The following is a 24,073-nucleotide window of genomic DNA, read 5'->3' as shown; positions in this document are numbered from 1 at the left end:
CTGATGGCCGCGAACGTGTTGCCGGTGTCCCGCAGCGCGCTGGTGGTCGTCGACGTGCAGAACGACTACTGCGACCCGGAGGGGGCGCTCGCCCGCGCGGGTGGCGACATGAGTCACGTCGCCCCCGCCGTGGACGCCATCCTCGCGCTGCTCGATGCGGCCAGGGCGGCCAGGGTCCCGTGCCTGCACGTGCGCACAGAGCACTCGGACTGGACAGACACGCCCGAATGGTTGGCCCGGGGTGATGCCGGCAACCTGCTTGACCCGAGGCATCACCCGATCGTCCGGCAGGGCTCGTGGGGAGCGCGGCCTTACCGCATCACCGCCGCGGACGACGAGCGCGTCGTCGTCAAGCATCGGTACTCCGGCTTCGCGTACACCCCCCTGGAGCTGTCCCTGCGGGCGCGCGGCCGCCAGGTCGTGCTGCTCGCCGGGGTGACCAGCGACCTGTGCGTCCGAGCGACCGGCTTCGACGCGCTCGCCCGGGGCTTCCAGCCGGTGCTGGTCGCCGACGCCACCGCGGCCACGAGCCGGGCCCGGCACGACGGTGCCGTCAACGAATTCCGGTCCTACCTGGGGCCGGTTGTCAACGTCGCGGACGTCCGGTCCGCCTGGTCTCTCGCGGGATCCGCTCCTTCGGCCGAGCCGGCCGCCCGGATCTGAGCACCTGCCAAAGGAGGCACCTGAAGCAATGCGTCTGGCCACCATCCGAACGGCTACGGGCACCCGAGCGGCTCGGGTCGAGACTAACGTCGCCATCCCGCTTGGCTATCCCGACGTGGGCGCGCTGCTCGCCGCAGCCGACGTGCAGGACATCAATCGGATCCCGCCGGCCGGCAAGCCGGTGCCCGTCGAGGACGCCGATTTCGCCCCGGTCCTCACCAGCCCATCGAAGGTTATCTGCGTCGGACTGAACTATCGCACGCACATCCTCGAGATGGGCCGCGAGTTGCCCGAGCACCCGACTTTGTTCGCGAAGTTCGCCGACACGCTCATCGGTGCTCGGGACGACGTCGTACTGCCGATCACGAGCGCGGAGGTCGACTGGGAGGCCGAGCTGGGGGTCATCATCGGCACCTCGCTGCGCCGGGCGACCCGGGAGCAGGCACACGCCGCCATCGCCGGTTACACCGTCGTCAACGACGTGTCGATGCGCGACTGGCAGTGGCGAACCACGCAGTGGCTGCAGGGCAAGGCGTTCGAGCGCACCACGCCGGTCGGGCCGTTCCTAGTAACGCCGGACGAGGTCGACCATGCCCGGGACCTGGAGGTGCGCTGCGAGGTCGACGGGTCCGTCATGCAGCACAGCCGTACCTCGGACCTGTTGTTCGACCCCGCGGCTACGGTCGCCTACATCAGCCAATTCACCACGCTCCGTCCGGGCGACCTGATCGCCACCGGCACGCCGGGTGGAGTCGGCGCGGCCCGAGACCCAAAGGTCTTCCTGGCGCCCGGACAGACCCTACTGACCGTCATCGAAGGCCTCGGCGAGTGCGTCAACGTCTGTCGAGAGGAAAAGGAATGAACACTCTTCACAGCGGCGACGACGTGCTCATCATCGGCGCCGGAATCGGTGGGCTGGTGCTCGCCCTCGAACTGCACGACGCCGGCATCCCGTGCCGCGTCTACGAGGCCGTACCCGAGATTCGCCCGCTCGGCGTCGGCATCAACATCCTGCCGCACGCCTCGAGGGTGTTGTGCCAACTGGGCCTGGAGCCCGAGCTCACCCGGGTTGCGGTCACCACCCGCGAATCCGTTTTCTACAACCGGTTCGGTCAGCTCATCTACCGGGAGCCGAGCGGTCGGTTCGCGGGATACGACTACCCGCAGTTCTCCATCCACCGCGGCGACCTGCAGCAGGTGCTACTGCAGGCAGTACGCGAGCGGCTGGGTCCGGACGCGGTCGCGATGGACCACCGCTGCACCGGCGTTACCCAGGACGACCGGAGCGCGCAGGTGCACTTCCGCAGCTCCAGCACCGACGCGCAACTGCCCACCGTTGCGGCGAGTGCCGTCGTGGCCTGCGACGGCATCCACTCGGCGATCCGCGCGCAACTGCACCCCGACGAAGGACTGCCGCGGTACTCCGGCATCAACATGTGGCGCGGCACCACGGTCGGCCCGCCGATCCTGACCGGCGCAAGCATGATCCGCGCGGGTTGGCTGGACCGCGGGAAAATGGTCATCTACCCAATCCGCGACAACGTCGACGGGCAGGGCAACCAGCTCATCAACTGGGTCGCGGAAATCGAGACGCCTCGCGAGGTCGAGCGCGACTGGGGCCGCAAGGGCCGGCTCGAGGACTTCGTCGACGCCTACGCCGACTGGCAGTTCGACTGGCTCGACGTGCCCGCGTTGCTGCGCGGCACCGAAGAGGTGCTGGAGTATCCGATGGTCGACCAGGATCCGCTGGACCGCTGGACCTTCGGCCGGGTGACGCTGCTGGGCGACGCGGCACATCCGATGGTGCCGCGCGGGTCCAACGGGGCCGGACAGGCGATCATCGACGCACGAGTGCTGCGCCAGTCGCTGTCGACCGTCGGGGACCCGCAGGCCGCTCTGCAGGCGTACGCCGACCAGCGGCTACCGGCCACCGCGAAGGTGGTGCGCACCAACCGCAGCACACCGCCTGACGTGATCATCCGCGAGGTGTGGGAACGCACCAAGGACCAACCGTTCGAACGCATCGAGGATGTGATCAGCCAGGCCGAGTTGGAAGCGATCTCGCAGCGTTACAAGGAGGTCGCCGGCTTCTCGCCGGAGGTCCTGCGCACCGGCGGCTGATCCGGTGTCGGCTTGATTCACGCCTGAGCTGCCGCCCTGCGAACAGAGACGCTTGGGGATCGGCGAAGCAGCTATGACTCTCCAGCCATGACATTGAAAAGAAGGCAGAAATGACTGACACCGTGACGTCGCCGGTGCGGCTCACCATGGTCGACTCCCCGGATCAGCCGACGCCGTCGGCGGCGCTCCAAGAGCTGTACCACGGCTTCGAGGATGAGCTGCTTATTCCGCTGTGGACGGAGATCGGGGACCTCATGCCCTTGCATCCACGCTCCAAGGCGGCGCCCCATCTGTGGCGGTGGGAGAGCCTGGTGGCCCTGGCGGATCGGGCCGGGCACTTGGTCCCAGTCGGCCGGGGCGGGGAGCGGCGCGCAATCGCGCTGGCGAACCCGGCGCTGGGCGGCCGTCCGTTCGCCACGCCGACGCTGTGGGCGGCGATCCAGTACCTGATGCCGGGCGAGGACGCCCCGGAGCACCGGCACACCCAGCACGCCTTCCGCTTCGTCGTCGAGGGCGAGGGTGTCTGGACCGTGGTCGGCCGCGATCCGGTGGCCATGAACCGCGGGGACTTCCTACCGCAGGCGGGCTGGAACTGGCACGCCCACCACAACGCGGCGGACAGGCCGATGGCGTGGATCGACGGCCTAGACATCCCGTTCCAGTACGTCACCGAGTCGCAGTTCTTCGAGTTCGGCCGGGACGAGATCAGCCCGGCCGAGCGCACCACCCCCGAACGCTCCCACTCCGAGCGGCTCTGGGGCCACCCCGGTTTGCGCCCTGTCTCGGTTCCCGGCTCCCAGCCCGGCACCCCGCTGCTGGCCTACCGATGGGTGGACACCGACCGAGCGTTGACCGACCAGCTCGAACTGGAGGCCGAGGGGTACGCCGGGACAATCGAGCCGGGTCACGCTGCGGTCCGCTATGCAAACCCCACGAGCGGGGGCGACGTGCTGCCCACCATCCGAGCGGAGATGCATCGCATCCGCCGAGGCGCCGAGACGGCGCCGCGCCGCGAGGCCGGCTCCTCGGTATACCAGGTCTTCGACGGCAGCGGACGGGTTACAGTCGGCGACGCTTCCTGGTCGGTCAGCCGCGGTGACCTTTTCGTCGTCCCCTCCTGGGTGCCGTTCTCAGCCCGGTCCGAAGCCTCGGCGTCCGACTCCGACTCGGCTGCTCTCGATCTCTTCCGATTCAGCGACAGCCCGATCTTCGAGGCGCTGCACCTGGACCGCGTCCACGTGGAAGGACAGAAGGCATGAAGCTCGCCACCATCCGTACCGTCGACGGCGCCACCCGGGCCGTCCGGGTGCAGGGGGAGACCCTGGTCGACCTCGGCCTCGCAGACGTCGGCGAGCTGCTGGCCCGGCCGGACTGGGCCGAACACGCGGCGCGGACGGAGGGGCCCGCGGTTCAGGCCGTCGGTTACGCGCCGGTCGTGCCCCGGCCCGGCAAGATCATTTGTGTCGGTCTGAACTACCGCAAGCACATCCTCGAGATGGGGCGCGAGCTTCCGCAGTACCCGACCCTGTTTGCCAAGTACCCCGAGGCGCTCATCGGTGCCTACGACGAGATCCAGCTCCCCCCGGAGTCCGACCAGGTCGACTGGGAGGCTGAGCTCGCGATTGTCATCGGCAAGACCGTACGCCGCGGCGCCGACGCCGCAGACGACGCCATCGCCGGGTTCGCCGTCCTCAACGACGTCACCATGCGCGACTGGCAGTACCGCAGCCACATGTGGCTGCAGGGCAAGACGTGGGAAGCCAGCACGCCCTTCGGCCCGTACCTGGTCACCCCCGACGCGCTGCCCGGCGGCACCCGACCCTCGCTCACCCTGACTGGAACCGTTGACGGTGAGGTGGTGCAGCAGGCCGACACTTCCGATCTCGTGTTCGACCCTGTCGCCCTGGTGCGGTACATCTCCACGATCCTCACGCTCAATCCGGGCGACGTCATCGCCTCCGGCACCCCGGGTGGGGTGGGCCATGCCCGAAAGCCGCCCCGATACCTTGCCGCCGGCAGCGTGCTGACCACCGAGATCACCGGATTGGGCCGGTCCGAGGCCAAGGCTGTAGCCGAGACGGTCGCCTAATGGCCGCCGACCGCACCCGGGCGGACAGCCTGCGCTGGATGGCTCAGGGCAGCAAAACATTCGCCGCTGCCCTCGCCGCTCTGCCCGACGACCGGCTGGACCAGCCCACCGCACTCGCCGGCTGGACCGGCAAGCACCTGCTGGCCCACGTCGCCGCCAACGCTGACGCTCTGGTCAACCTGGCACACTGGGCGCGCACCGGCGAGGAGACGCCGATGTATTCCTCGCCCCAGCAGCGCGACAGGGACATCGACGCCGGCGCTAGGCGGCCGGTGGCCGAGCTGCGCGCCTGGGCGACGCTGTCCTCCGAGACCCTCCAGGCGCGGCTGGCCGAGCTGGACGAGCAGCAGTGGCGCCGACAGGTTCGTACCGCCCAGGGCCGCACCGTCCCCGCCAACGAGATTCCCTGGATGCGGGCCCGCGAGGTCATGGTCCATGCCGTCGACCTTGGCGCCGGGCTGGGCTTCGACGACCTGCCGGCCGACTTCCTCGCCGCCCTGCTCGACGACATTGTCGCCAAGCGATCCGCCGCTGGCGACGGCCCCGCGCTCACCCTCGCAGCCACCGATCACCCCGGTAGCTGGGCCGTCTCTGGCGTCGGCGATGCCACCCGGGTGACCGCCACCCTCGCCGGGCTCACCGCGTACCTTTCCGGCCGCCCGGCGCTCGCGGTCAGCAGGACCGGCGACGAGCCTGTGCCCGAACTGCCGCGGTGGCTCTGACCGTGCGCGATCGTGCGGGAGAAACGTTAGAACCCAGCTCGTGACGAGCCCACCCCGAGCCAGCCGTCCTTAGGCAGGCCCCCACCGGCAGGCGGTTGTCGCCGCGAAATTGGGCGGGCGGGGCTCAGGCGCCTCATGGCGACGTCATCCTCCGCTGCCGTGCTGCTGGCTCGGTGGGCCGGAACCAGCGTGTGCAGTGCTGGGCGGCCGGGACTGCTGCTCGGCCGTAGGCGCGCCGCGTGGGTTGGGCGGCGGCTGCGTGGGCGCGGTGGGCTGCGGCGCCCACCGACCCGACCCAGCCGCGCCCAGCCGCTGCGCCAACCCGCGTTGCGCCCGCGAGGCATAGCCGTGCCCACCGGCACGCGACGGCGTCGGTGCCGAGAAGCCACGGCAGGACGTCGATGACGGCACCTGGTGCCGGGGCGGCGGTGGGGCTTCATGCGCTGCCTCCGCGCGGGGGACGGTGTGGGCTGGGTGGCCGCCACCCCGGCCAACGGGTGGGGATGCCGCTGTCGGGTTCGCCGGGGCGGCGGCCGGTACCAGTGACGCTCGACTTTGCGCCCCGATCAAGTTCGTCGCCCCACCACTCCGACTCGGGAAGGGGTGTTCGTACTGCAACGGCAGTTAGGTGAGTGGGTGGCCGTGTCGTCGGTAGTGGCTGAGGCGGGCCTGGTGCTGGCGTCTGCGGCGCCAGTGTGACCATGCCCAGATCCGCTCTGGTCGATGGGCGTGTCGGAGGAGGAACGCGATCAGCAGCCGGCGGATCTCCGGTGCGGTGTAGCCGACCAACATGTCGTCGCCGGGCTCGGTTCCCCTTGTGCGACAAGGCTTTTGGCGACGGTGAGCCAGGCGTGGGCGGCCATGGACAGGGTGATGTGGGCGTACCAGGCCCGCCAGTCCCGGACCTGGTAGTGGTCCAGGCCGGCGTCGGTTTTGGCCTGTTGGAAGCATTCCTCGATCGCCCGCCGGCAGCCGGCCACCCAGACCAGGTCCGCCAGGGTGCAGCGGCGGGGCCCGTAGCAGACGTAGTAGGCCAGTTCACCGGTATCAGGGTGGCGACGCGTCAGCGCCCAGTAGCCGCGGCCGGGCTGCCACGACACCCGGATCGGCACCCGGGCCCATTGGTAGATCCGCGGGCCGTGCGCACCGGCACCGGCCGACAGCCGCCGCCACGCCGAAGCCGGCAGGGCGGCAACGAGGTCCTCGACCCGCACCATGCCCATGCTCGTGGTAACCACGTCATCGGTGCGGCGGGTGGCCATCACGTAGCCGATGTCGCGCTCCTCCAGCCACACCCGCAACGACTTCACCTGCCCGTAGGCCTCGTCGGCGGTCCCCCACGAACACGGCACCCCGGCATCGAGCGCCCGGGCGGGCATGGCCTTGGCCCGCTCCGGTTTGGTGGCGAACGCGACCTCGTCCGGGATGCCCGCGGCGCGGCACCGGTCTCGGTCATCGGTCCTCGAGACCGGCGGATACAGCTGGCGGTCGATCAGGGCGTGTCCGGCTTCGCTGCGGTAGGCCAGGAACGCGCCGACCTGGCAGTTCTCCGTCCGACCGGCAGTGCCGGAGTACTGCCGCTGTATCCCGGCCGAGCGGGTGCCCTTCTTCAGGAACCCGGTGTCGTCGACGATCAGCACCCCGTCCCGGCGGCCGAGATGCTCGATGACGTAGTCGCGCACGTCGTCGCGGACCGCCTCGACGTCCCAATCGGCCCAGCGCAGCAACCGCTGCATCCCGTCCGGCGACACGTCACCCGCGTGCTCAGCCACCGTCCAGCCGTTCTTGCGCTCCAACCCGGCGACCAGACCACAGAGGTAATCCCGCACCCGCCGCCGCGGCTCGGACCGGCCAAACCGCCGGCCGATCCGATCACGCAGCCGATCCAGCTCCGCCCACCACGCCTCGATCTCCGCTACTGCCACAACGAACAACATCCATGCACGGTCAATCCGAGTGCCGTTGCAGTACTAGGTGTCGGTGGTCAGGACGTTGGCGACGGCGCATAGTGGTGGGCAAGGTTGGTGGCGAGGGCGCGGAGGTGAGCCCGGATTTCGGTGGGGCCGTGCACAGTAATGGCGTCCCCGAACGGCAGCAATGCTCGCACGTCCTCTAGGTGCAGGAAGCGAATTGTCGCCTTGTGGCCGGTGGTGGGTTCTTCCCGGTCGTCCCGGACGAGTCGTGGGCCGAAAATCCGTTCCGCCCGCTCGATCTGGGACTGGTCGATGGTGGCGCTGACCTCTATCGCGTGGTTGTGTGCCCACTGATCAATGAGCGCGGCAGCGACGGTGGCCAGGGTCTGGTTCTCGCGGATCCGTCGTGGCTGATCGACTTCCTTCCACGTCGTGATCCGTTCGAGTCGGTACATCCGTGGCACCCGGGCACAGTCGGCGATGAGATACCAGACGCCGGCCTTGGCGAACAGCCCGTAGGGATCCACGACCAGGTCGCGTGGACATGACTCGCGTGAGCTGTCGTACTCGATCCGTAGCCGGCGACCTCGCCGCACCGAGCCGATCAGCGAAGCCGGGGTCGTGCCGGACGCTGATGTCTGGAGCCAGGGACGGCTGTCCACGTGCACGACGTCGGTGAGCGGCAGGAGTTCCTGATCTCGAGGTGACTGTTTCGCTGCGATCTTGGCGAGCGCGCGCCGGCTTTCGACCGATGCGTCGAGCTCCGCGCGTTGCTTTTCATCCAGCCCAATGAGCGAGAGGTGATCACGCTCGTCGGCCGTGAGCCGCGTGAGGTCGAGCCCGGACCCGGGCAGCATGGTCACGCCGCCGAGGCGGCCCCGGTGTGCGGTCACCGGCAGACCGGCGTCGCGGAGCCAGTTCAGGTCCCGGGTGATGGTTCGCAGGGAAACCCCGAGCGCCGAGGCAAGTTCCTGTGTGGTCGCGCCATCCCTCGATTCCAGGAGCAGCATCAGGGCGAAGAAGCGGTCCGGGGTCACCCACCAAGTTTTTCAGGAATTGCGACACGATGCGGCGCATATTCCGGCCAGGCTGGTGGATGCGTACCTACGACCTGCGAGAAGGAACAACCATGACCACGTCCGTCGTGTCCATCGTCTATGTGAACGACGCTCCCGCCGCAGCCCGTTTCTACGGCGACCTCCTCGGCATGAGCCCCTCGCTCGAGACTCCGGGATACATCACCTTCGACCTCGGACCAGGCGCTGACCTCGCTCTGTGGTCCGGTCAGTTCGAGGGCCTGTCGCCGAACGTCCCGCGTACCAGTGAGGTGTGCCTGGCCATCAGCGGCGGTGGACCCGACGAGATCAACGCGATCTTCAAGCAGTGGCAGTCCAAGGGCGTCACGATCCTGCACCAGCCTCGCGATGCGGGGTTCGGGCTGACCTTCCTCGCAGCCGATCCTGACGGGAACCGTATCCGGGTCGCACCGAAGGACTGAACAGCCACCATGCGACAGGCGCGCACGATGGTGTGGCGCCTGCCGTTGTCCAACTTTGAGAGGACGACGAGTGCCTGTCATCCCCTCGAAGCATGGAGGACTCGCTTATGCGGCTTCGGCTCCCCGGCCGCGGCCATGTATCGCGCGTAGTTGATGAATGACATGCGCCGAAAACGGCCCCATACCGTGCCCGGGTCGCCGCCGACTGGGGGCGCCGGCGTGGTCGTCGTCGGCTCGGTCATCGCGATCTCCTCGCTGTGTCGGTGGCAAGAGGTGACCGCCCGCCGCCCGGGCATCGGACGGCGGGCGTCCAGGTTCGGGGTCAGGGAGTCGGTTCCGTGGCGGTGTTGGCGTGCCCCTCAGCCGTGGTGCTGCCGTGGGAGGCGACAACCACGGGGATGTCGGTTCGGGCGAGGGCCTTGCAGGTGCGATGGAGGGCCGCGATCGCCTTGTCGTGCGGAGTGAGCGCGGCGGTGAGGGCGTCGGCGACCTGGTCGAGGCGCTCGCGCAGGAACAGCACGCTGCTGCTGTCGCCGTCGTTGTGGGCGTCGCAGAGCAGGTGCGCTGGCTCGGTCAGGACGCTGATCTGCATGCCAGTGGCGGCGATTGTGCCGGCCGCGGACAGCAGCGCGCACACCTGCTCGGGGTGGTGGGCGCAGGCTTCGGGGAGCTGTTCGGCTTGCAGGGTGTAGCCGTGCCTGTCCAGCACCTGACGCAAGACGTCGAGGATTACGTCAGGCATCAGCGTCTCCGAGCAGTCGGAGGTGGAGCTGGTCGAGGTCAGGCCAGCCATCGAGCACCGACGAGGGGAGCCCGGCGCGTATCAGCTGGTCGATGAGGTGGGCGAGGCTGTAGGTGGGGTTGGCCGCCAGCGCGCGGTCGAGGGCGATGGAGGCGAGGGCGCCGTCGCCGCGGCGCCAGGCGGCGAAGGCGAGCAGGGCGGCCGGTGGCGCGGCGAGGGCCGGATCGGCGCGGCGGGTGATGTCGGCCCACATCGCGAGATGCCATGGTTGCGAGTCGGTGGCCTGCCAGGCGGCGTCGCGGATCGCGGTGACGGGGAGCAGGACGGTGAGCCAGGCGAGTTCGTCGTCGGTGAGGGTCCGCGCGTTGGCGTAGCGGGTGAGGGCTGTGCGCAGCATGTCCGCGCCGGCGTTGATCAGCGCGTTGCGGCCGGCGTCGCGGACGAGGGCGCTGCGGTGGGCTTTGGCGCGGGTGGTGGCGCGGGTGATCGCGGTGCGGGCTGGTCCGGTGGCGGGGGCGATGCTGGCGACGAGCGCGTCGCGGTCGGGTAGGGCATGGCAGCCGGCGACGATGGCGTGCATGGTGATGTCGCTGCGGTGAGGGTCGAAGGGTGTCCCGTCGGCGGGGCAGCAGGCCGGGTTCTGGCACAGGTAGGAGAAGTAGCGGCCGTCGGTGACCCGTAGTGCGTCGAACAGGTCGATTCCGGTGGCGGTCAGCCGCGGGTTGAGGGCGTCCATGACCGGGGTGATGGCGGCGGCCGGGCCGTAGCCGATGACGATGGCCGTGTCGGCGGTCGCCTGGTGCAGCGTGCGGATTTGTGACGGTGTCAGCTCGTCGACCCAGGCGGCGACGTCGTCGGGGTGGGGGAGGTCGGTGCGGGTGGCGACGGCGACGCGGGGACCGGTGAGGCCGATGAGGACGAGGCTGTCGGTGGGGTGGAAGCCGAGCAGGTACGGCACGGCGGCGAGCAGGTCGGCGGGTGAGGTGATCGGCACCCGGTCGTGTGAGTGGTCCACGGTGTTCTCCAGGTTCAGGGTCGGACCCGGGCACGGCCGTTCGGCCGTGCCCGGGGATGCGCGGGAATGCGCGGGTGGCCGGGCAAGCGGCCGATAGCGGTGCGGCAAGGGTCCGATCGGTGCAGTCCGCTGCGCGGGACAACGGGTCCCGGCGCGGGGCGACCAGGTCGGGCTGGTTGGAGGCGGCTGGTCAGGCCTGTTCGAGGGCGGTGACGGCGGCGTCGGCGATCTGCGCGACGGCCTGCACCGGGTCCGCCACGGCGAGGGTGGTGGTGTCGGTGAAGGTGTGCCCGGTCAGGTCGGCGGGGCGCAGCCACAGCACCGCGCAGCCGGTGCGGTGCAGGGTGGTGATGAGGCGTTGGGCGGGTTCGATGTCGGGTAGGTCGCCGTCGGAGACGACGGCGAGCATCCGCAGCCGGCCGGGCTGGCGTAGCTGCAGCATCTGGTCCGCGAGTTTTACCGCGTCGGTGAAGGCGCTGCTGCCGCCGGCGGCTGTCAGTTCCAGCACCTGGTGGGGGCGTTGCCGCGGCGCCACGAGTAGCGTCGCTCGGCTGCCGAAGGCGATGGTGGTGGTGACCGCCGTGTTGGCGTGGGCGGCGTGGGCGAGGATCCACCCGGCCGAGGACATCGGTGCCGCGTAGGGGTGCATCGAGTAGGAGGCGTCGACGATGACGCCGAGGTGCAGCGTGGGTTTCGGTGGGGGCAGCTGTACCCGCCGCTGCCAGGGTGTGGCGGTGGGGGTGCTGCCGGCAGCCGCCTGTGCCTGAGCGGTGATGGCGTGGCGGGTGCGCAGCCGGCCGGGTGGGATCGGGCTGGGCCGGGTGTCGGGTTCGGTGTGGTGGGTGCGGGCGCGGCGCAGCCGGGCCGCCAGGTGGCGGGCCGCGGCCCGTTCGGCGTCGGTGGGGTCGCGGCGGGTCCACGTCGTCGGCGCCGAATGCCGGAGCGTGTTCTGCTGGTCCCGGTACTGGGCCGGGGTGAGCCCGGCGGTGTGGGCGAGGTAATCGGCGAGGGCCTGGGCGAGCAGCCCGGCAAACACACCCGGGTCCGGCACCGGCGTGTGCGGCTGGCGGTGCGGGTCGATGCCGAGAATCACGCACCACCGCCACGCCAGGTCGATCATGCCCGCCGCGTCGGCGTCATCAAGGCTGTGGGCCTGCCGCCACACCTCCCGCAGCTGCAGCAGCCGCTTGCGGCCCAGGACGGTGGTGACGGCGGCACGGACACCTTTGATGTCTTTGGTGGTGAGGATCCGGGCGTCGACCCGCGCCACTAGCAGCGCGGCGAGATACGCCGCGTGCCACGGGTCGTCGACGGGAACGTCGTCGCCGGCGACCAGGGTGGTGACGGTGTGGCGCAGCCACCGGCGGTCGCCGCGACGGCGTGCGCGCTGCCGGTGCTCGATGCGGGACTCTTCGAGGAGTTCGGCGACGGCGGCGACGACGCGCGGGGTGCCGGGTGGGGTTCGCCAGCGGCTGTGGGCGGCGTGCGCGGCTTCGTGCACGAGCAGCCCGTAAGCCGCCGGGACGAGGCGCTTGTGTCCGGCGCGGCGGGGGTTCGCCACGTCGGGGGCGCCGATGTGGGTGGCGTCGACCTCGATGCGGCCGGTGTCGGGGTAGAAGCAGGCGGGGGCGCCGCCGCCGGCGCCGGGGGAGACGGTGACGGTCAGGTCCGTGCGTCCGGTCAGCACGGGCACGTGTCGGGTCCAGGCGTCGCTCCACGCCTGCCAGCCGGGGTCACCGGCGGCCGCCGGCCCGTGCTGTAGATGGTTGTGGGGGTGGGGCACAGGGTTCTCCTTTCCGGGTTAGCGCTGCTTGCCGAGGGTCAGCGCGGTGATGTCGGTGCCGAACTGCTGCCGCAGGGCGGCGAGCACCTGCTCGCGGTCGTCTTCCGGGGCGCGGCCGGCGAGGTTGGCCACCGCGGCGGGCAGGCCGAGGGTCTTGCGGACGCGGGTGAAGCCGAGCAGCTCCCGCAGCTGCGGCGCCCAGCCGACGCGTCCGGCGGCGAGGTCGGCGTTCAAGGTGATGGCCGCTTGCACGGCGGGGGCGGGGACGCCGAGGTGGCGGGCGAGGTCCCAGTCGGTGGTGACCTCGATGTGCACGTCGAACCGGGACGCGAGGGCTTCGGTGAGGATGGCGCCGTGTACGCCGGGGTTGTGGCCGGCGATGACGTAGAACCCGTCGACGGCTTCGACGCGTTCGTTGCGGTAGCCGGGGATGGTGATAACCCGCCGCCCGTCCATGGCCGGGTACAGCACGGCGAGGACCTTCGGGGGGATGAGGGTGGCGTCGTCGACCAGCAACGCCCGCCCCTTGCGCATCGCGACCACGAGGGGCCCGTAGACGAACTCGAACCCGCCATCAGGCAGGGGGATGAAGCTGCCGAGGAAGTCCTCCACCACGGTGTCGCCGGTGCCGGCAACGGTGAGCAGGTCGGGGAACGCGGCTTCCACGAGGGCGGTTTTGCCGGTGCCGGGCGGCCCGTAGAGCAGCACCGGGATCCGCTTGTCCCGCAGCCGGCGCAGCACGTCCACGTCGGTGGCGCCGGCGAGTTTGCGGGGGAAGTACAGGTCGCCGTTGGGGCGGGGGACCGGCTGGCGCCGACGTGTCCCGCTACCGCCGCTGCGCGGTGGGCGGGTGGCGGGTGGGGGCATCGACCCGGCCGCGTCGATCCCGGCCTGCGTGATCTGGAACCGGTGTGGGCCGGTGCGGTGGGTGGCGTAGCCGGCGGCGGCCATCTTCTTCAACGCTTCGAACACGGCTCCGCCGGAGCGGGCCGCGATGGCGGTGGTGATCTCGCCGACCTTGAGGACCTGGTCGGGGTGGGCGGCGAGGTGAGCGGCGACCTGCCGGTAGAGGTGGCCGGGCCGCCGCCCCTCGGCGGACCCCTGCGGGGCGGGGTCGGCGGGTGGGGTTGCAGGGTCCATTCGTGGGCCTCCTGTCCTAGGGGTGGGCCCGCGCACCCGTCTGCGGGGCGCGGGCAGACGTGGTTGTGGTGTCCGCGCGAAGACGGGCGGTTAGCGGGCCGTGCCCTGGGTCGCAGGGACGGCCAGCAACGCCGGTGAGGTGCTCACCGCGAGGCAGCCAGGTAGGGCTGCCGACTTCGTGGTGTCGCCGCCACCCGTGGGCGACGACAAGGAAGCCACCGTGCCCCGGATTGATCAAGTCAATCCGGGGCGCTCGGGGGCTATTGGCGGCGGAGGGTGACCTCGCCGCGGGGCCGGCGGGAGATGTGCACTGTCAGCCCGAAGGCGCTGCCGTCGGACAGCTCCAGCCACACCCCGCGGTCCAGGGTCAGCACTCCTGCGTCTCGGTAGGTGTGGGCCGCGGTGATGGTCACCGGTTGCCCGTCGGAGGTGAGCTGCGGCAGGTCAACGTCGTCGCACAGCTCGTCCAGGTCCGCGCTGGTCAGCAGACGCAGGACCAGGGCCTGCAGGATCTCCTCGTGGGTGTACTCGCCGAACTCGTCGACGTCGTCGTGGGCCATGCTGATACTCCTGATCATGAATCGTGTCGTTCGATGCCGGTCCCGCTGCTCGCGGCGCCCTGCCACGGATGCGGGATCGAATCGGTTGGCCTGCGGATGCGATGGGGTGATGAGGTAGCGGCGTGACGGGATGGAAGAGCCGCCGGCGCAACCGAGGGCGGGCCGCTCGGCTGCCCACGTGGGCACTCGGCGAGGGGTTGCCGGTCATCCGGCCTGAGGGTTCTGACGCGCTCGGGTCGGGGTCGATCGGGCCCGCCGGGGAACTGGTGGCCCTGTGGTCGACAGCGGAGAACGAGGCGGCGCTGCGGTCGGTCACCACGCAACCGGGCTGGGCCACCTTTCCTGACCCGACGACCGGCCGGCCCGTCGCCGCCCACGTCACCAGGCAGGCAGGGGACACGGTCGATGTCACCCCGCTGGCCGGGTTGACGCTGGCGCATCCTTCGGTCCAGCCGCTCCCGCAGGGGCGCGTGCTGCTGGTCGGGGCACGGTGCCGGTGGCGGGCCGGCGGCCCGGACCGCAACGCCGTGGTCTACGACAGCCAGGGACGCGTCGAGGCGACGGCGACCCTGGGCGACGGCATTGAGCACGTCTTCACCACCACCTCTGGACAGGTGTGGGTGGGCTACTTCGACGAGGGCGTCTACGGCAACTACGGCTGGGGAGACGCCGACGCCGCACCGCCCATGGGACACCGCGGGTTGGTGCGCTTCTCACCGGACCTCGAGCCGGCGTGGATGTTCCCGTCCCACGTGGACAATGAGTGGGGTGCGATCAGCGACTGCTACGCCCTCAACGTCACCGACGACGCGGTCTGGACCTGCTATTACACCGACTTCCCGATCGTGCAGGTACACGATGGCGCGGTCAGCGGCTGGCACAACCAGGTCGGCGGGGCGAAAGCCCTGGCGGTCCACGGCACCCGCGTCGGCCTCCTCGGCGGGTACGGACCGGATCGTGACCGGTTCGTCGTGGGTGAGCTGGCGGGCGAGGCGATGCAGGTCGTTGGCGAGTACCGGCTCGTGCTGCCCGGCGGGACTCCGCTCCCCGCTGAGGTGACGGCGGTCGGCCGGGGATCGGTTCTGCATGTGATCACCGCCGACCGCTGGTATCAGCTGTCCCTCGACGAGCCCCCACCACGGTAGGCAGGGCCAGGCGGGTCAGAGGGCGGACTCCGCCGGCGGGTCCGGGATGCGACCGGCGATGCGGTCGCAGTCGTAGGGGTGCACGGCCGTCCAGGTCCAGGCACGGCCCATCACCACGTACCGGCCCTGCGCGTCGGGCTGAATGCGTTCCATCGCATCCGGGTCGTCGTGCACGCGGGTCTCGTCGGCGACGATGACGTCGCCGTCGAACCACAGGCGGGCCAGGGCCTCGTCGACCATCCGGTCCAGCCGCTCACCGGGGACATCGTCCGCGGCAAGCTGCTGGCGGTAGCGGTCGCGGGCGGTGTTCTGGTCGGCGACGATCGCCTCGGCCACCTGGCGGGTGCAGGTGAACACCGCCCACCCGTTCCACAAGTCGACCAGGACGCCGACGAACCCGACCGAGATGCGCAGGTCCCCGTCGGCGTTCGGCGTCCACGCCCAGTCCCCGGCGAACACCCCCGGCCCGCCCAGACGCACCCGGTCCGGGTACACGCGGCGCAGGTCCCGGTCATCACCGTCGGGGTGCAGGACCATCCGGCACTGCCGGGCCGCTTCGGCTTCGACCGCCTCGTCGTAGCCGTCGCACCACGCCCACCGCGCTCGGTCCTACTGCTGCACGGTCAGCTGCTCCCACGCGGGGGCGTCGGGCGGGGCGTGCTCGGCGTACCGGCGCCGACCCTCGGCAACGCTGTCGCGATCGGCGACGGGAAGCCCGTCGAGCACGGCCGGATCCCCGGCGTCGACCCCGGCCAGGACCTCCCGCGCCCGTCCACGGCTGCCGCCCGGGGCCCGGCCGCCGAGAACGTCCGGCGCCCACCACTCGGCGGCGGACCGTCCCGCCGCCGCGCCAGCGACGCGCAGCGCGTCGAGAACCCGCACCCCGACAGTGCCGCCGGTAGGGATGCGGCGGACACGGTCACCCGCGGCCAGCAGCATCGCCAGGCGAGAGCCGCTGTCCCAATCCACCTCCAGCACCTGAGAGTCGGGCTGGTAGCGGCGCACCGTGCCCTCATCTCCGGGACGCAGCAGGGTGTGCGGGTCGTTGGTGTGCTCGAGGGCGACGCGCTCGCCGGGCTGGAAGCTCACCGCCGGACCCCTTCACCCTCACCAGCAGGATCGGAGTGGAGGATGGTGTGGCAGCGGGCGGCGACGTCGTCGCGGACGGCCTCGGTGAATCCGTCGCGGACCGCGTCGATTACCAGCGCCCGCTCGTGGGCAGCCAGGTCCGACCAGTCGGGCGCACCGGCCGGCCGGTGGGCCTGGTAGCGGTCGGCGTCATAGCCGGCGACGTCGAAGCAGGGCAGCCCCGCCAGAACCGCGTCGTCGCCGCTGTCGATCCCGTCCAGGACCGTGCGGGCGACGCCCTCCCGCTCGGCGCGGGTGCGGCCGGTGAGGGCGTGCTGCTGCCACCAGCCGCCGGCCAGCCGTCCCTCCCGCCCGCCGGCATCCCGCAACGCCTGCAGCAGATGCGGATCCAGCGGCGGTGGGGGCTGCGGCGACGCACCGGTGGACCGGGTGCTGGGGTACGGGGATGCGGAGCTGGCCGGGTCGAGCCAGTCCGCGGCCAGCAGCACACCCTCGCGCCGGTAGCGGGAGGGCACCGTCCGGTCGTTCGCGACCCGCCGCAGCCACCCGGCCAACTCCGCGCGGATTTTGCGGGAAGCGGTGGCGTAGCGGGCCCGGGCCTCCCGGGCCCTCCGGTTCGCGTCCTGCAGGTTCCGCCGGTCCACCTGCGTGTGCAGGTCCACCAGCCGCTGATGCTCGGCCGTGGTGATGAAACCGCAGCGGGAGTCGGTGAGCAGCCGGCGCAGAGACTCGGCGTAGTAGTCGTCGCCGTAGCGGGGGAGCTGGTCGCGGTGGATCAGCTGGTTCTGGATCTGTTGCAGCAGCCGGCCCAACGCCCTCCAATCGGTGCCGTCCTCGGGCTGCTTACGCGGCCGCTCGATGCTGCTGTCGCTGGTGTCGTTCACGGTGATGTCCTTCCACGGAGTGGCCGCCGGCCCGGCAGGGAACCAGGCGCGGCCTTGGGTGGGTGTGCGGATTGGGGTGGTTCAGGCGACGACGCGGCGCACGGCCGCCAGGTCCGGCAGCCACCCGGACAGGCGGCTGACCTTGACGACGTCACCGGTGTGCGGGGCCTGCACGAGCAGCCCGTTGCCGAGGTAGAGGCCGACGTGACCTGGTCGGGAGGCGGTGCCGCGACTACCAGGGATGAACAGCAGATCCCCCGGCCGGAGGTCACGGTGGTCCGTGACCGGGCGCCCGGCGTCGACTTGGTCGCGGGTGGTGCGGGGCAGGGTGATGCCAGCGGCCCGGTAGGCCTGCTGCACCAGCGAGGAGCAGTCGCACTGACGGGCGGGGACACCGGAGTGGGGTGCGGTGCAGTCCCCGCCGAACGTGTAGGGGCTGCCCCGCTGGTCGAGGGCCCAGCCGATCGCCGTCACCACCGGCAGCGGCGTGCCCGGCGGCAGCGTGAACCCGTCGGGGAGCGGCACCTGCTCGCCGCCGAGCTGGCCGTCACCGCCGTCGATCAGGCACAGCGGGTTGCTCATCGCCTGTTCCAGATCCGCGGCGACGGGCCCGGGGGTGCCACCGGTCAGAACCCGAACGAGGGCGATCGCGTCGTCCTCCCACTTCGCGTAGACGCCCGGGTAGGCGGAGCGTTGCACCGCCTGCGCGGCGTCGGTCACCGCCAGAGCCTGCCACCCGTCCACCTCGGTCAGCGCCGCGTAGAACCTGCCGGCCGCGTAGCGGGGATCCTGCAGCTGGGCGGCGGTGCCCCAGCCCTGCGACGGGCGTTGCTGGAACAGCCCCACCGAGTCGCGGTCCCCGCCGGGCAGGTTCCGCAGCGTGGACTCCTGCATCGCGGTGGCCAGCGCGATGACCCAACCCCGCGGCGGAACACCCCGCTGCACGCCGACGGTCACGATCACCGCGGCGTTGCCCACCTGCTCGCCGTTCCACCCTGCCCCGCCCGGTGGCGGGGACACCGTGGGCGACGGCAGCAACTGCTGCCCGTCCGGGCCAACCGCACCGCAGGCGGCCGAGGCGGTGCCGCCGGTGAACAGCGCCGCGAGGCCGCCCGCGCACAGCATGAGCACGGCCAGCAGCCCGGCGGCGATGGCGGCCAGCGCGCGGACGGTCACCGTGGCGCTCCCCACCTACCGACCAGCGCGTCGGGGGCCTTCGGTGCGGTGCGGCCGCCGTCGGGTCCCGCCGCCAGCGTCGTCGCGGGTGACGGTCGGACGAAGTCGTCAAGCTGGTAGTGGGCGAGCAGGTGCCCGTCGTCGGTATGGACGGCGACGGTGGCGGTGACGGGGACGATCAGGTAGATCCACGGTGCGTCCAGGTGCTGGGCCTGGCACAGCGGGAACACGGTGACCGGCTCCGGCGCACCGTCGCGGAGAGGCATGCCGACGGGTAGCCGGTGCCGGCCGGCAGCACCGGGTAGGGCAGCGGTGGTCGGGTCGAGGTACTCCCAGTCGCAGGCGAGGACCGCGTCGGCCAGCGCGTGGGCGTCGTAGCGGGCGTGGTGGGCCCAGATGTCGGCCAGCGTGGGTACGACGATCCTCGGGTGGCCGTCGAGGAGGACGAACCGGGCGTGCACCAGGTGCGGGTTGGCAGGGTGAGTGGTGCCGACAAGGCAGTGGGTGCTCACGAGGCAGGGCTCCTTCTTCGTGCGGCGGGCGAGTGAGGGGTGATGTGTGTGCTCGGCGGCCGGATCCCCGCGACGTGCACGGCATGCCGGCGGGCGGGCTCGAACGGCCCGGGGTGCGGTGGCCTGCGTGGTATTCACGGCCGCCCCGGCGGCGGCCAGGGGGCGGGCTTGGGATGCCAGCCGAAGATCGGGTCGCTGGTTTCGACGGATCCGCAACGGGCGCACCGGGCGTAGGTGTCGGTGCCGTAGCCGGCCATGGACGGCATTTCGTCCTGAAAGATCTGGTCGACGGCCCCGCACACGCGGCAGCGGACCGACGCCCCGCCCGGCCCGCACACGGCGAAGATCGGCTCGTCGGGGTCGATGCGGGAGTCGCGGCCGGTCACTCCGCACCCCCGCGGACGCGCACGGTGTGGCGGGTGGTGGCCGCCAGAAGCGCGGACACCCCCGGATAGGTGGCCCCGATGCTGGTGTCGGGGGTGTCGTGGACGTGCAGGAGCGCGCGGTCCTCACCGCGCAGGTGGGTGAGTTGGTAGAGGCGCCCGTCGGTGTCGACGGCGTCGATGCGGCGGGCCGGCCGGCGCTGCCCGCCGCTGGTGAGGATGTCGTCGTAGCAGGCGGCCCACGCCAGCAGCCGCATGTCCGGCTCGGCCGCCCGGATCAGGCCGATGATGGCGTCGAAAGCGGCCCGATTAGCGGCGTTCGGGTGGTGGAGGCCGGCGGCGAGGCGGTGCAGCAGGGCGGGCAGCCCGGCGGGGTCGGTGAGCAGGTCACCGCGCTGCAGCGGGAACTCGACGCTGCGCATCTCCCGCACCGGCACCGACCCGTCGGATGGCAGGGGCCGGTCGTGGATGAGCAGCAGCGTCGCTGGAGTGCCCCAGCCGAGGGCGTCGGCTTCGGCGTCGGCGGCCAGGAGGCAACCGGCAAGGGTGTGGACAGCAGCGAAGGACAGCACGTGGTTCTCCCTTGGCAACGGGGGTGGAATGGGAAGGACCCCGCAGCCGGTGGGCTGCGGGGTCCTTGACGCATTCGAGCTGGGTTCAGTGGCGGTCGCGGCTGCGCCGGCCCGGCGCGGCGAGCGGGTGGTGACCGTGCACGCCGGTGCGGGAGCGTTTGGCCTCGTACATCGCCACGTCGGCCTCGGCGAGGAGCTGCCGGGGACTGGCCTGTGGGTCGTGGGTGTGGGTGTAGCCGACGGACGCGGTGACGGTGACGGTCCCGCTGTCGAGGTCGATGCGCGTGGCGCCGATGGTGCGGTAGGCGGCGCGGGCTGCGGCCGCGGTCTCGTCGCGGTCGCCGCGCACGAGCAGGGCGAACTCGTCGCCCGACAGCCGGGCGGCGACCTCGACGGACCCGTCGAGGCCGGCGAGGACGCGGCCGACGTGGGCGAGCAGCACGTTGCCGGTGTCGTGGCCGAAGGTGTCGTTGACGGTCTTGAACCCGTCGAGGTCGAGCAACACCAGCCCGCATGCGACGTCCGCGGCGAGGGCGGCGCGTAGGCGGGTGAGCAGCAGCCGCCGGTTGGGCAGGCCGGTGATCTCGTCGTGGGTGGCCTGGAGGGCACCCCAGCCCGGGGCACCCGGCGCCGGCCACCACGTTGGCGCCCGCCTATGCCCGGCGCGCTGCAGACAGCGCCAGCCGGGGGTGAGACGGCGTGCGTGGGAGGCGGGCTCGCACCTGGCGCGTTCAGGTGTGGGAGAACCGAAGGGCTGCCGCCGACCGCGAGGATGACGGCTGCGCCGCAGCGGCTCTGCCGTGTCAGAGAGCGACAGCGAGCAGCCGTTGGTGAGGCTGCACGGTGTCGAGGTAGCGGGTGGCCTGCTCCAGGTAGGTCACCCGATGGCAGAGGGCGTCGCTGGTCGGGGCGAGCTTGCGCCCGTCGGGAGTGAGCAGCGCGTCGCCGCACACGGCGTTGGCAGCGCAGTAGTGCTGGTAGGCAACCGAGCCAGCCTGGAACACCTCCAGGTCCTCCAACGGCAGCCGGTGGGCGCCGTAGCTGACCGCGTTGTGCATCCGCATCGCGTTGACGCGCGGCTGCTGGTGGAAGTCCTCCTCCGCCCGCTCACGCGGATACCTGAAGGGGGAGACCAGGTGGCGGGCCAAATAGGTCGGCCACGGGATGGCGGGCCGGGTGCCGTGCACGACCCGCCGCCACACCTCGTATCGGATGCCGGCGCCGACGCCGGCGGCGTGGCGCATGCCCGCGAGGTCGAGTAGCCGAACGGGTCCGCCGGCACAGTACGCCGGCCGGCCGGTTTGCAGCCCGAGCAGTTGACCGCGCTGCCACCACCGCAGGTCAGGCGTCGCCCAGAACCGCGGCGACATGCCGGACCCGGCGAGGCGCCGGTCGAGTTGGGCGGTAACGAGAGCCTGCGCGGACAACCCGTCGGGCAGGCAGACGATCATCGTGCGGATCGTCGCGGTCGGCGCCGCCGCAGTGCCGTGGCCCGGCCTGCTGCCGGTGCTGGCCGTCGCAGCGGCCGCGCAACCCGAGCGGGGCGTGACGGTCGGCACGCGGCTGCCGTAGCGGGTCAGCGGTGTGGTACCCGCAGGGGTAGGTGTCATGAAGGTGGTCTCCTTCGCTGTGGGCGCCGTCGTGGGCGCGCGGACATGACCAGCCCACCGGGTGCATGGGTCGGATCACGGGGTGAACAGGGTGAGAAGCGGGTGGGCGCGGGGCGGTTCGGTGCGACCGTTCAGGGTCGCCGCGCGGCGCGGGCACCGACCGGCCTGGTGGCGGGTGGGCGAAGCGTGCCGGGATGGTGCGGCGGGGGTTCCCGAAGGTGGGACCGGACCAGGTGGAGCGACATGAAAGGTTGGTGGCGATGACGGTAGCGGTTGGATCTGTCAGCGCGGCACGCAGTCATGATCGTCAGAATTGCCGATGACCTGCGCTGCCAGACAACGGACGCCGCCTGTGAGACAGGCAGTGAGATCCGGCCGACCTCACAAAGGGGGCCGTTTCTCCGGACAGGAAGATCCTGGCCCGCACTAGGCATATCGCGGATCGGATGAGCACCGCCACGGCAGGCAGAACGAGCCAGAACGAGACCGTTCCAGGCACTGCGAAGTTAGCGGGGGTCAGCGGATTCTTCAGCTATCTGTCGCGGGCCTCGGCAACCGTCGCGGCGGACCTTAGGGTGAGCCCGCGGCCACCACGATGCGTGGCCCCTCGACCACGGCACTGGGGTTCGTGTGCTGGCGGGCTCGGTGCACGGATCTACATCGAGTGGATCCGGGAGTGGCAGGAGACCGTCGCTGATCAGGGCTCGCGGGCGCCGTAGAGGCGCAGGATGCTGTGGCGCAGCGCTGCCGCCGTCTGCGCGGTGGTCATGCGGCCGGCGGCGACCTCGCCGCCGGCTGCATGTCCGAGCCCGATGGTCGCGGAGACCAACCAGGCCGGGCTGAGGGTGTCGTCGAACTCGCCGGTGGCCTGGCCGCGCCTGATCAGCCGCTCCAGGCGCTCGTTGACTGCGGCATGCTGGCGGTCGGAGTCCGCTTGCTCAATCGCGGTCACCGAGGGGTGCAGGAGCAGCGGGTACCGGTCGAACAGCCGCCAGGTGACGTCCAGCCAGCGCAGCAGCGCCTCGGTGACGGTGCCGCTGTCAAGGCCGGCGGCGTCGAGGGCGGCGACGGCTTCGGCGGTGATGCGATCGATGACCGCGGCCACCAGCAGCGGCCGGGACGGGTAGTGGGCGTAAACGGTTTGGCGGGTGACGCCAGCTGCGGTGGCGACCTGTTCCACCTTCGCCTCCGGATGCCGACCGAGCACCTGGACGGCGGCGTCGAGTACAGCGGTGGCGCTGCGCTCGGCGTCCGAGCGCCGCCGTCGGCGCCGACCAACTGTTATCTCTGACATGTTGTCTAATCTACCGCCTAGCATTATCGTAGACACCCTGTCAAAGATAAGTCGTTTCAGGGAGATCAAATGACGCCCCGTACCGATCTGACCGGCTATCTAATCCGCTATCCGCAGGAGGCGGGGCTGGGCGACGAGGATCCGGCGACTGTGCTTGACCGCTACCACACGCCGGACTATGAGCTGGTCAACGACGGCGTGCTGCTGGACCGGAAGCGGCTGCTGGATCACATCCGTCCGGCCCGCAAACGGGCAGTTGGTCTCCGTGTCGAGGTGGAGCAGGTGCTGGTGGACGGCGACCAGGTCGCCGCCCGGTACCGGCTCATCGCGGAGCTGCGTAAGGGCGGCACCATAACCACGGAGATCTACATGTTCGGGGAGTTGGCTGCCGACGGTCGGCTGCGTCGCGCCATCCAAGCCACCCGGACGATCCCATCCGAATAGTTCCACAGGTACGTCAAGCGGCGCCTCGACGGTGATGACCTCAGTGGGTTCGTGCCCGCCCGATTGGGGCTCTGGCTTGAACTTAGCGGGCGTTGAGGTGTCCGCGTGCTTTCCGAGTGGTGGCGCAGCGGGTGCGTAAGCGCTGGTTGTTAGGGTTGCGGAAGTCGTAGGCGCCGCAGTCGATGGTGCCTTCGGAGCCGGCGTTGGTGATGCCGGCTTGCAGGAACGCGAGAATCTGCGGCCACCACACTTCGACAGTGGTGGCGAGGCGCTGGAGCTCGGGCACGTCGGCTTCGGCGCAACGGCGGTAGAACCGATACAACAGTCGGCAGATCTGTTCGCGGTCGGGGTGGGCGCGAGCGGTGGTGAGCAGGTCGAGGAGGTCTTCCTTTGGCGTTCCACGCGGCAAGGATCGGGGCGCCGATCGGCGTCGGTAAGGCGGACAGGTCATCGACCAGGGCGTCGACGTGCTCGCCACGCATCCGTGCGGCGGAGCGGGTGAGCCGGTTGCGCAGTTCCCATTCCCGGTTGCCTTTGCGGCCGCGCCGGCCACGTTGCTGCACGGTGACGCGACGGCGGACCTCGGTGACGGTCTGGTTGGCCAGTTGAACGAGGTGGAAGTGGTCGACGACCAGGACGGCGTGCGGCAGCGCCCGCCTCACCGCGGACTTAGGGCCGCGACCCGGTCGGTGACTAGGACGCTGGTCGCCCGGAACGC

The 24,073-nt window shown here is 71.1% G+C and carries 26 protein-coding genes and 1 pseudogene; 9 read left to right on the top strand and 18 right to left on the bottom strand.

Annotation, left to right across the window (positions count from 1 at the left end):
- Positions 1 to 3: 3 nt before the first annotated feature.
- The 6 genes from D7193_RS11345 to D7193_RS11320 all read left to right on the top strand — a co-directional run bounded on the left by D7193_RS11345 (position 4) and on the right by D7193_RS11320 (position 5,595).
- The gene (locus D7193_RS11345) at positions 4 to 663 is read left to right on the top strand and encodes a cysteine hydrolase family protein (protein ID WP_147434363.1); all 660 of its coding nucleotides are present in this window, start codon (positions 4 to 6) and stop codon (positions 661 to 663) included.
- Positions 664 to 691: 28 nt separating this feature from the next.
- A complete protein-coding gene (locus D7193_RS11340; protein ID WP_120779472.1) occupies positions 692 to 1,525 on the top strand; it encodes a fumarylacetoacetate hydrolase family protein in 834 nt (277 codons plus the stop codon).
- Positions 1,492 to 2,784 (top strand): flavin-dependent oxidoreductase, encoded by a 1,293-nt coding sequence (locus D7193_RS11335; RefSeq protein WP_206611885.1) that lies wholly within the window; start codon positions 1,492 to 1,494, stop codon positions 2,782 to 2,784. The genes D7193_RS11340 and D7193_RS11335 overlap by 34 nt, the downstream gene beginning before the upstream one ends.
- A 110-nt stretch (positions 2,785 to 2,894) precedes the next feature.
- Positions 2,895 to 4,043, top strand: a complete 1,149-nt coding sequence (locus tag D7193_RS11330) for a cupin domain-containing protein (RefSeq protein WP_120779470.1) — start codon at positions 2,895 to 2,897, stop codon at positions 4,041 to 4,043.
- Positions 4,040 to 4,873, top strand: coding sequence for a fumarylacetoacetate hydrolase family protein (locus D7193_RS11325; RefSeq protein WP_120779469.1), 834 nt, complete (start codon positions 4,040 to 4,042; stop codon positions 4,871 to 4,873). The genes D7193_RS11330 and D7193_RS11325 overlap by 4 nt, the downstream gene beginning before the upstream one ends.
- Positions 4,873 to 5,595: a maleylpyruvate isomerase family mycothiol-dependent enzyme gene (locus D7193_RS11320; protein WP_120779468.1), complete on the top strand. Its 723-nt coding sequence runs from the start codon at positions 4,873 to 4,875 to the stop codon at positions 5,593 to 5,595. The genes D7193_RS11325 and D7193_RS11320 overlap by 1 nt, the downstream gene beginning before the upstream one ends.
- A gap of 749 nt (positions 5,596 to 6,344) precedes the next feature.
- Here D7193_RS11320 and D7193_RS11315 read toward each other — a convergent pair.
- Together D7193_RS11315 and D7193_RS11310 are read right to left on the bottom strand one after the other, a co-directional pair.
- On the bottom strand, positions 6,345 to 7,532 hold the full coding sequence (locus D7193_RS11315) for an IS701 family transposase (RefSeq protein WP_120779467.1): 1,188 nt from the start codon (positions 7,530 to 7,532) through the stop codon (positions 6,345 to 6,347).
- A 47-nt stretch (positions 7,533 to 7,579) separates the two neighbouring features.
- Positions 7,580 to 8,545: a helix-turn-helix transcriptional regulator gene (locus D7193_RS11310; RefSeq protein ID WP_120779466.1), complete on the bottom strand. Its 966-nt coding sequence runs from the start codon at positions 8,543 to 8,545 to the stop codon at positions 7,580 to 7,582.
- Between the two features lie 92 nt (positions 8,546 to 8,637).
- Here D7193_RS11310 and D7193_RS11305 point away from each other — a divergent pair, with 92 nt between their 5' ends.
- Complete coding sequence (locus D7193_RS11305; protein ID WP_120779465.1) at positions 8,638 to 9,006, top strand: VOC family protein; 369 nt, start codon at positions 8,638 to 8,640, stop codon at positions 9,004 to 9,006.
- A gap of 322 nt (positions 9,007 to 9,328) precedes the next feature.
- Here D7193_RS11305 and D7193_RS11300 read toward each other — a convergent pair whose 3' ends face one another.
- The 5 genes from D7193_RS11300 to D7193_RS11280 form a co-directional block, all read right to left on the bottom strand.
- The gene (locus D7193_RS11300) at positions 9,329 to 9,748 is read right to left on the bottom strand and encodes a hypothetical protein (RefSeq protein ID WP_120779464.1); all 420 of its coding nucleotides are present in this window, start codon (positions 9,746 to 9,748) and stop codon (positions 9,329 to 9,331) included.
- Positions 9,741 to 10,763, bottom strand: coding sequence for a DUF4192 domain-containing protein (locus tag D7193_RS11295; protein WP_120779463.1), 1,023 nt, complete (start codon positions 10,761 to 10,763; stop codon positions 9,741 to 9,743). The genes D7193_RS11300 and D7193_RS11295 overlap by 8 nt, the downstream gene beginning before the upstream one ends.
- A gap of 190 nt (positions 10,764 to 10,953) precedes the next feature.
- Positions 10,954 to 12,546 carry a VWA domain-containing protein gene (locus tag D7193_RS11290; RefSeq protein ID WP_241562940.1) on the bottom strand — a complete coding sequence of 531 codons (1,593 nt, stop codon included), beginning with the start codon at positions 12,544 to 12,546 and terminating at the stop codon, positions 10,954 to 10,956.
- Positions 12,547 to 12,564: 18 nt separating this feature from the next.
- Positions 12,565 to 13,686 carry an AAA family ATPase gene (locus tag D7193_RS34570; RefSeq protein WP_120779462.1) on the bottom strand — a complete coding sequence of 374 codons (1,122 nt, stop codon included), beginning with the start codon at positions 13,684 to 13,686 and terminating at the stop codon, positions 12,565 to 12,567.
- Between the two features lie 260 nt (positions 13,687 to 13,946).
- The gene (locus D7193_RS11280) at positions 13,947 to 14,246 is read right to left on the bottom strand and encodes a hypothetical protein (protein WP_120779461.1); all 300 of its coding nucleotides are present in this window, start codon (positions 14,244 to 14,246) and stop codon (positions 13,947 to 13,949) included.
- Positions 14,247 to 14,368: 122 nt separating this feature from the next.
- Here D7193_RS11280 and D7193_RS11275 point away from each other — a divergent pair, with 122 nt between their 5' ends.
- The gene (locus D7193_RS11275; RefSeq protein WP_147434362.1) at positions 14,369 to 15,391 is read left to right on the top strand and encodes a hypothetical protein; all 1,023 of its coding nucleotides are present in this window, start codon (positions 14,369 to 14,371) and stop codon (positions 15,389 to 15,391) included.
- Between the two features lie 15 nt (positions 15,392 to 15,406).
- Here D7193_RS11275 and D7193_RS34150 read toward each other — a convergent pair whose 3' ends face one another.
- The 10 genes from D7193_RS34150 to D7193_RS11230 all read right to left on the bottom strand — a co-directional run bounded on the left by D7193_RS34150 (position 15,407) and on the right by D7193_RS11230 (position 22,911).
- A complete protein-coding gene (locus tag D7193_RS34150; RefSeq protein WP_241562939.1) occupies positions 15,407 to 15,928 on the bottom strand; it encodes a hypothetical protein in 522 nt (173 codons plus the stop codon).
- 72 nt (positions 15,929 to 16,000) lie between these two features.
- Entirely contained in the window at positions 16,001 to 16,480 is a 480-nt protein-coding gene (locus D7193_RS34145; protein WP_241562938.1) for a DUF4314 domain-containing protein, read from the bottom strand.
- Positions 16,477 to 17,364: a hypothetical protein gene (locus tag D7193_RS11265; RefSeq protein ID WP_120779459.1), complete on the bottom strand. Its 888-nt coding sequence runs from the start codon at positions 17,362 to 17,364 to the stop codon at positions 16,477 to 16,479. Before D7193_RS11265 ends, D7193_RS34145 begins: the two co-directional genes overlap by 4 nt.
- 81 nt (positions 17,365 to 17,445) lie before the next feature.
- On the bottom strand, positions 17,446 to 18,540 hold the full coding sequence (locus tag D7193_RS11260) for a C40 family peptidase (protein WP_241562937.1): 1,095 nt from the start codon (positions 18,538 to 18,540) through the stop codon (positions 17,446 to 17,448).
- Complete coding sequence (locus tag D7193_RS11255) at positions 18,537 to 19,052, bottom strand: hypothetical protein (RefSeq protein ID WP_187356251.1); 516 nt, start codon at positions 19,050 to 19,052, stop codon at positions 18,537 to 18,539. Before D7193_RS11255 ends, D7193_RS11260 begins: the two co-directional genes overlap by 4 nt.
- A 134-nt stretch (positions 19,053 to 19,186) precedes the next feature.
- Positions 19,187 to 19,438: a hypothetical protein gene (locus tag D7193_RS11250; RefSeq protein WP_241562936.1), complete on the bottom strand. Its 252-nt coding sequence runs from the start codon at positions 19,436 to 19,438 to the stop codon at positions 19,187 to 19,189.
- On the bottom strand, positions 19,435 to 20,007 hold the full coding sequence (locus D7193_RS11245) for a hypothetical protein (protein WP_120779458.1): 573 nt from the start codon (positions 20,005 to 20,007) through the stop codon (positions 19,435 to 19,437). Before D7193_RS11245 ends, D7193_RS11250 begins: the two co-directional genes overlap by 4 nt.
- Before the next feature lie 85 nt (positions 20,008 to 20,092).
- Positions 20,093 to 20,680 (bottom strand): GGDEF domain-containing protein, encoded by a 588-nt coding sequence (locus D7193_RS11240; protein WP_120779457.1) that lies wholly within the window; start codon positions 20,678 to 20,680, stop codon positions 20,093 to 20,095.
- A 130-nt stretch (positions 20,681 to 20,810) separates the two neighbouring features.
- Positions 20,811 to 21,458 (bottom strand): hypothetical protein, encoded by a 648-nt coding sequence (locus tag D7193_RS11235; RefSeq protein ID WP_241562935.1) that lies wholly within the window; start codon positions 21,456 to 21,458, stop codon positions 20,811 to 20,813.
- Positions 21,459 to 22,314: 856 nt separating this feature from the next.
- The gene (locus D7193_RS11230; protein WP_174242609.1) at positions 22,315 to 22,911 is read right to left on the bottom strand and encodes a TetR/AcrR family transcriptional regulator; all 597 of its coding nucleotides are present in this window, start codon (positions 22,909 to 22,911) and stop codon (positions 22,315 to 22,317) included.
- Between the two features lie 69 nt (positions 22,912 to 22,980).
- On the opposite strand from D7193_RS11230, the gene D7193_RS11225 reads away from it, so the two are divergent.
- Positions 22,981 to 23,355, top strand: a complete 375-nt coding sequence (locus D7193_RS11225; protein ID WP_120779456.1) for a nuclear transport factor 2 family protein — start codon at positions 22,981 to 22,983, stop codon at positions 23,353 to 23,355.
- An 82-nt stretch (positions 23,356 to 23,437) separates the two neighbouring features.
- Here D7193_RS11225 and D7193_RS11220 read toward each other — a convergent pair.
- Positions 23,438 to 24,026 (bottom strand): annotated as a pseudogene (locus D7193_RS11220) (ISL3 family transposase); the annotation flags it as partial.
- Between the last annotated feature and the right edge of the window lie 47 nt (positions 24,027 to 24,073).

This window comes from Micromonospora costi (assembly GCF_003626655.1).
Lineage (GTDB): Bacteria > Actinomycetota > Actinomycetes > Mycobacteriales > Micromonosporaceae > Micromonospora > Micromonospora costi.
Note: the sequence above shows the minus strand (reverse complement) of the source record. Positions and strands in the feature narration are given on the sequence as shown.

Coding starts and splice junctions, on each gene's coding strand:
- D7193_RS11345 (WP_147434363.1), top strand. CDS start 4: ATGGCCGCGAACGTGTTGCCGGTGTCCCGCAGCGCGCTGGTGGTCGTC.
- D7193_RS11340 (WP_120779472.1), top strand. CDS start 692: ATGCGTCTGGCCACCATCCGAACGGCTACGGGCACCCGAGCGGCTCGG.
- D7193_RS11330 (WP_120779470.1), top strand. CDS start 2,895: ATGACTGACACCGTGACGTCGCCGGTGCGGCTCACCATGGTCGACTCC.
- D7193_RS11325 (WP_120779469.1), top strand. CDS start 4,040: ATGAAGCTCGCCACCATCCGTACCGTCGACGGCGCCACCCGGGCCGTC.
- D7193_RS11320 (WP_120779468.1), top strand. CDS start 4,873: ATGGCCGCCGACCGCACCCGGGCGGACAGCCTGCGCTGGATGGCTCAG.
- D7193_RS11315 (WP_120779467.1), bottom strand. CDS start 7,532: ATGTTGTTCGTTGTGGCAGTAGCGGAGATCGAGGCGTGGTGGGCGGAG.
- D7193_RS11305 (WP_120779465.1), top strand. CDS start 8,638: ATGACCACGTCCGTCGTGTCCATCGTCTATGTGAACGACGCTCCCGCC.
- D7193_RS11300 (WP_120779464.1), bottom strand. CDS start 9,748: ATGCCTGACGTAATCCTCGACGTCTTGCGTCAGGTGCTGGACAGGCAC.
- D7193_RS34570 (WP_120779462.1), bottom strand. CDS start 13,686: ATGGACCCTGCAACCCCACCCGCCGACCCCGCCCCGCAGGGGTCCGCC.
- D7193_RS11280 (WP_120779461.1), bottom strand. CDS start 14,246: ATGGCCCACGACGACGTCGACGAGTTCGGCGAGTACACCCACGAGGAG.
- D7193_RS34150 (WP_241562939.1), bottom strand. CDS start 15,928: ATGGTCCTGCACCCCGACGGTGATGACCGGGACCTGCGCCGCGTGTAC.
- D7193_RS11235 (WP_241562935.1), bottom strand. CDS start 21,458: ATGATCGTCTGCCTGCCCGACGGGTTGTCCGCGCAGGCTCTCGTTACC.
- D7193_RS11230 (WP_174242609.1), bottom strand. CDS start 22,911: ATGTCAGAGATAACAGTTGGTCGGCGCCGACGGCGGCGCTCGGACGCC.
- D7193_RS11225 (WP_120779456.1), top strand. CDS start 22,981: ATGACGCCCCGTACCGATCTGACCGGCTATCTAATCCGCTATCCGCAG.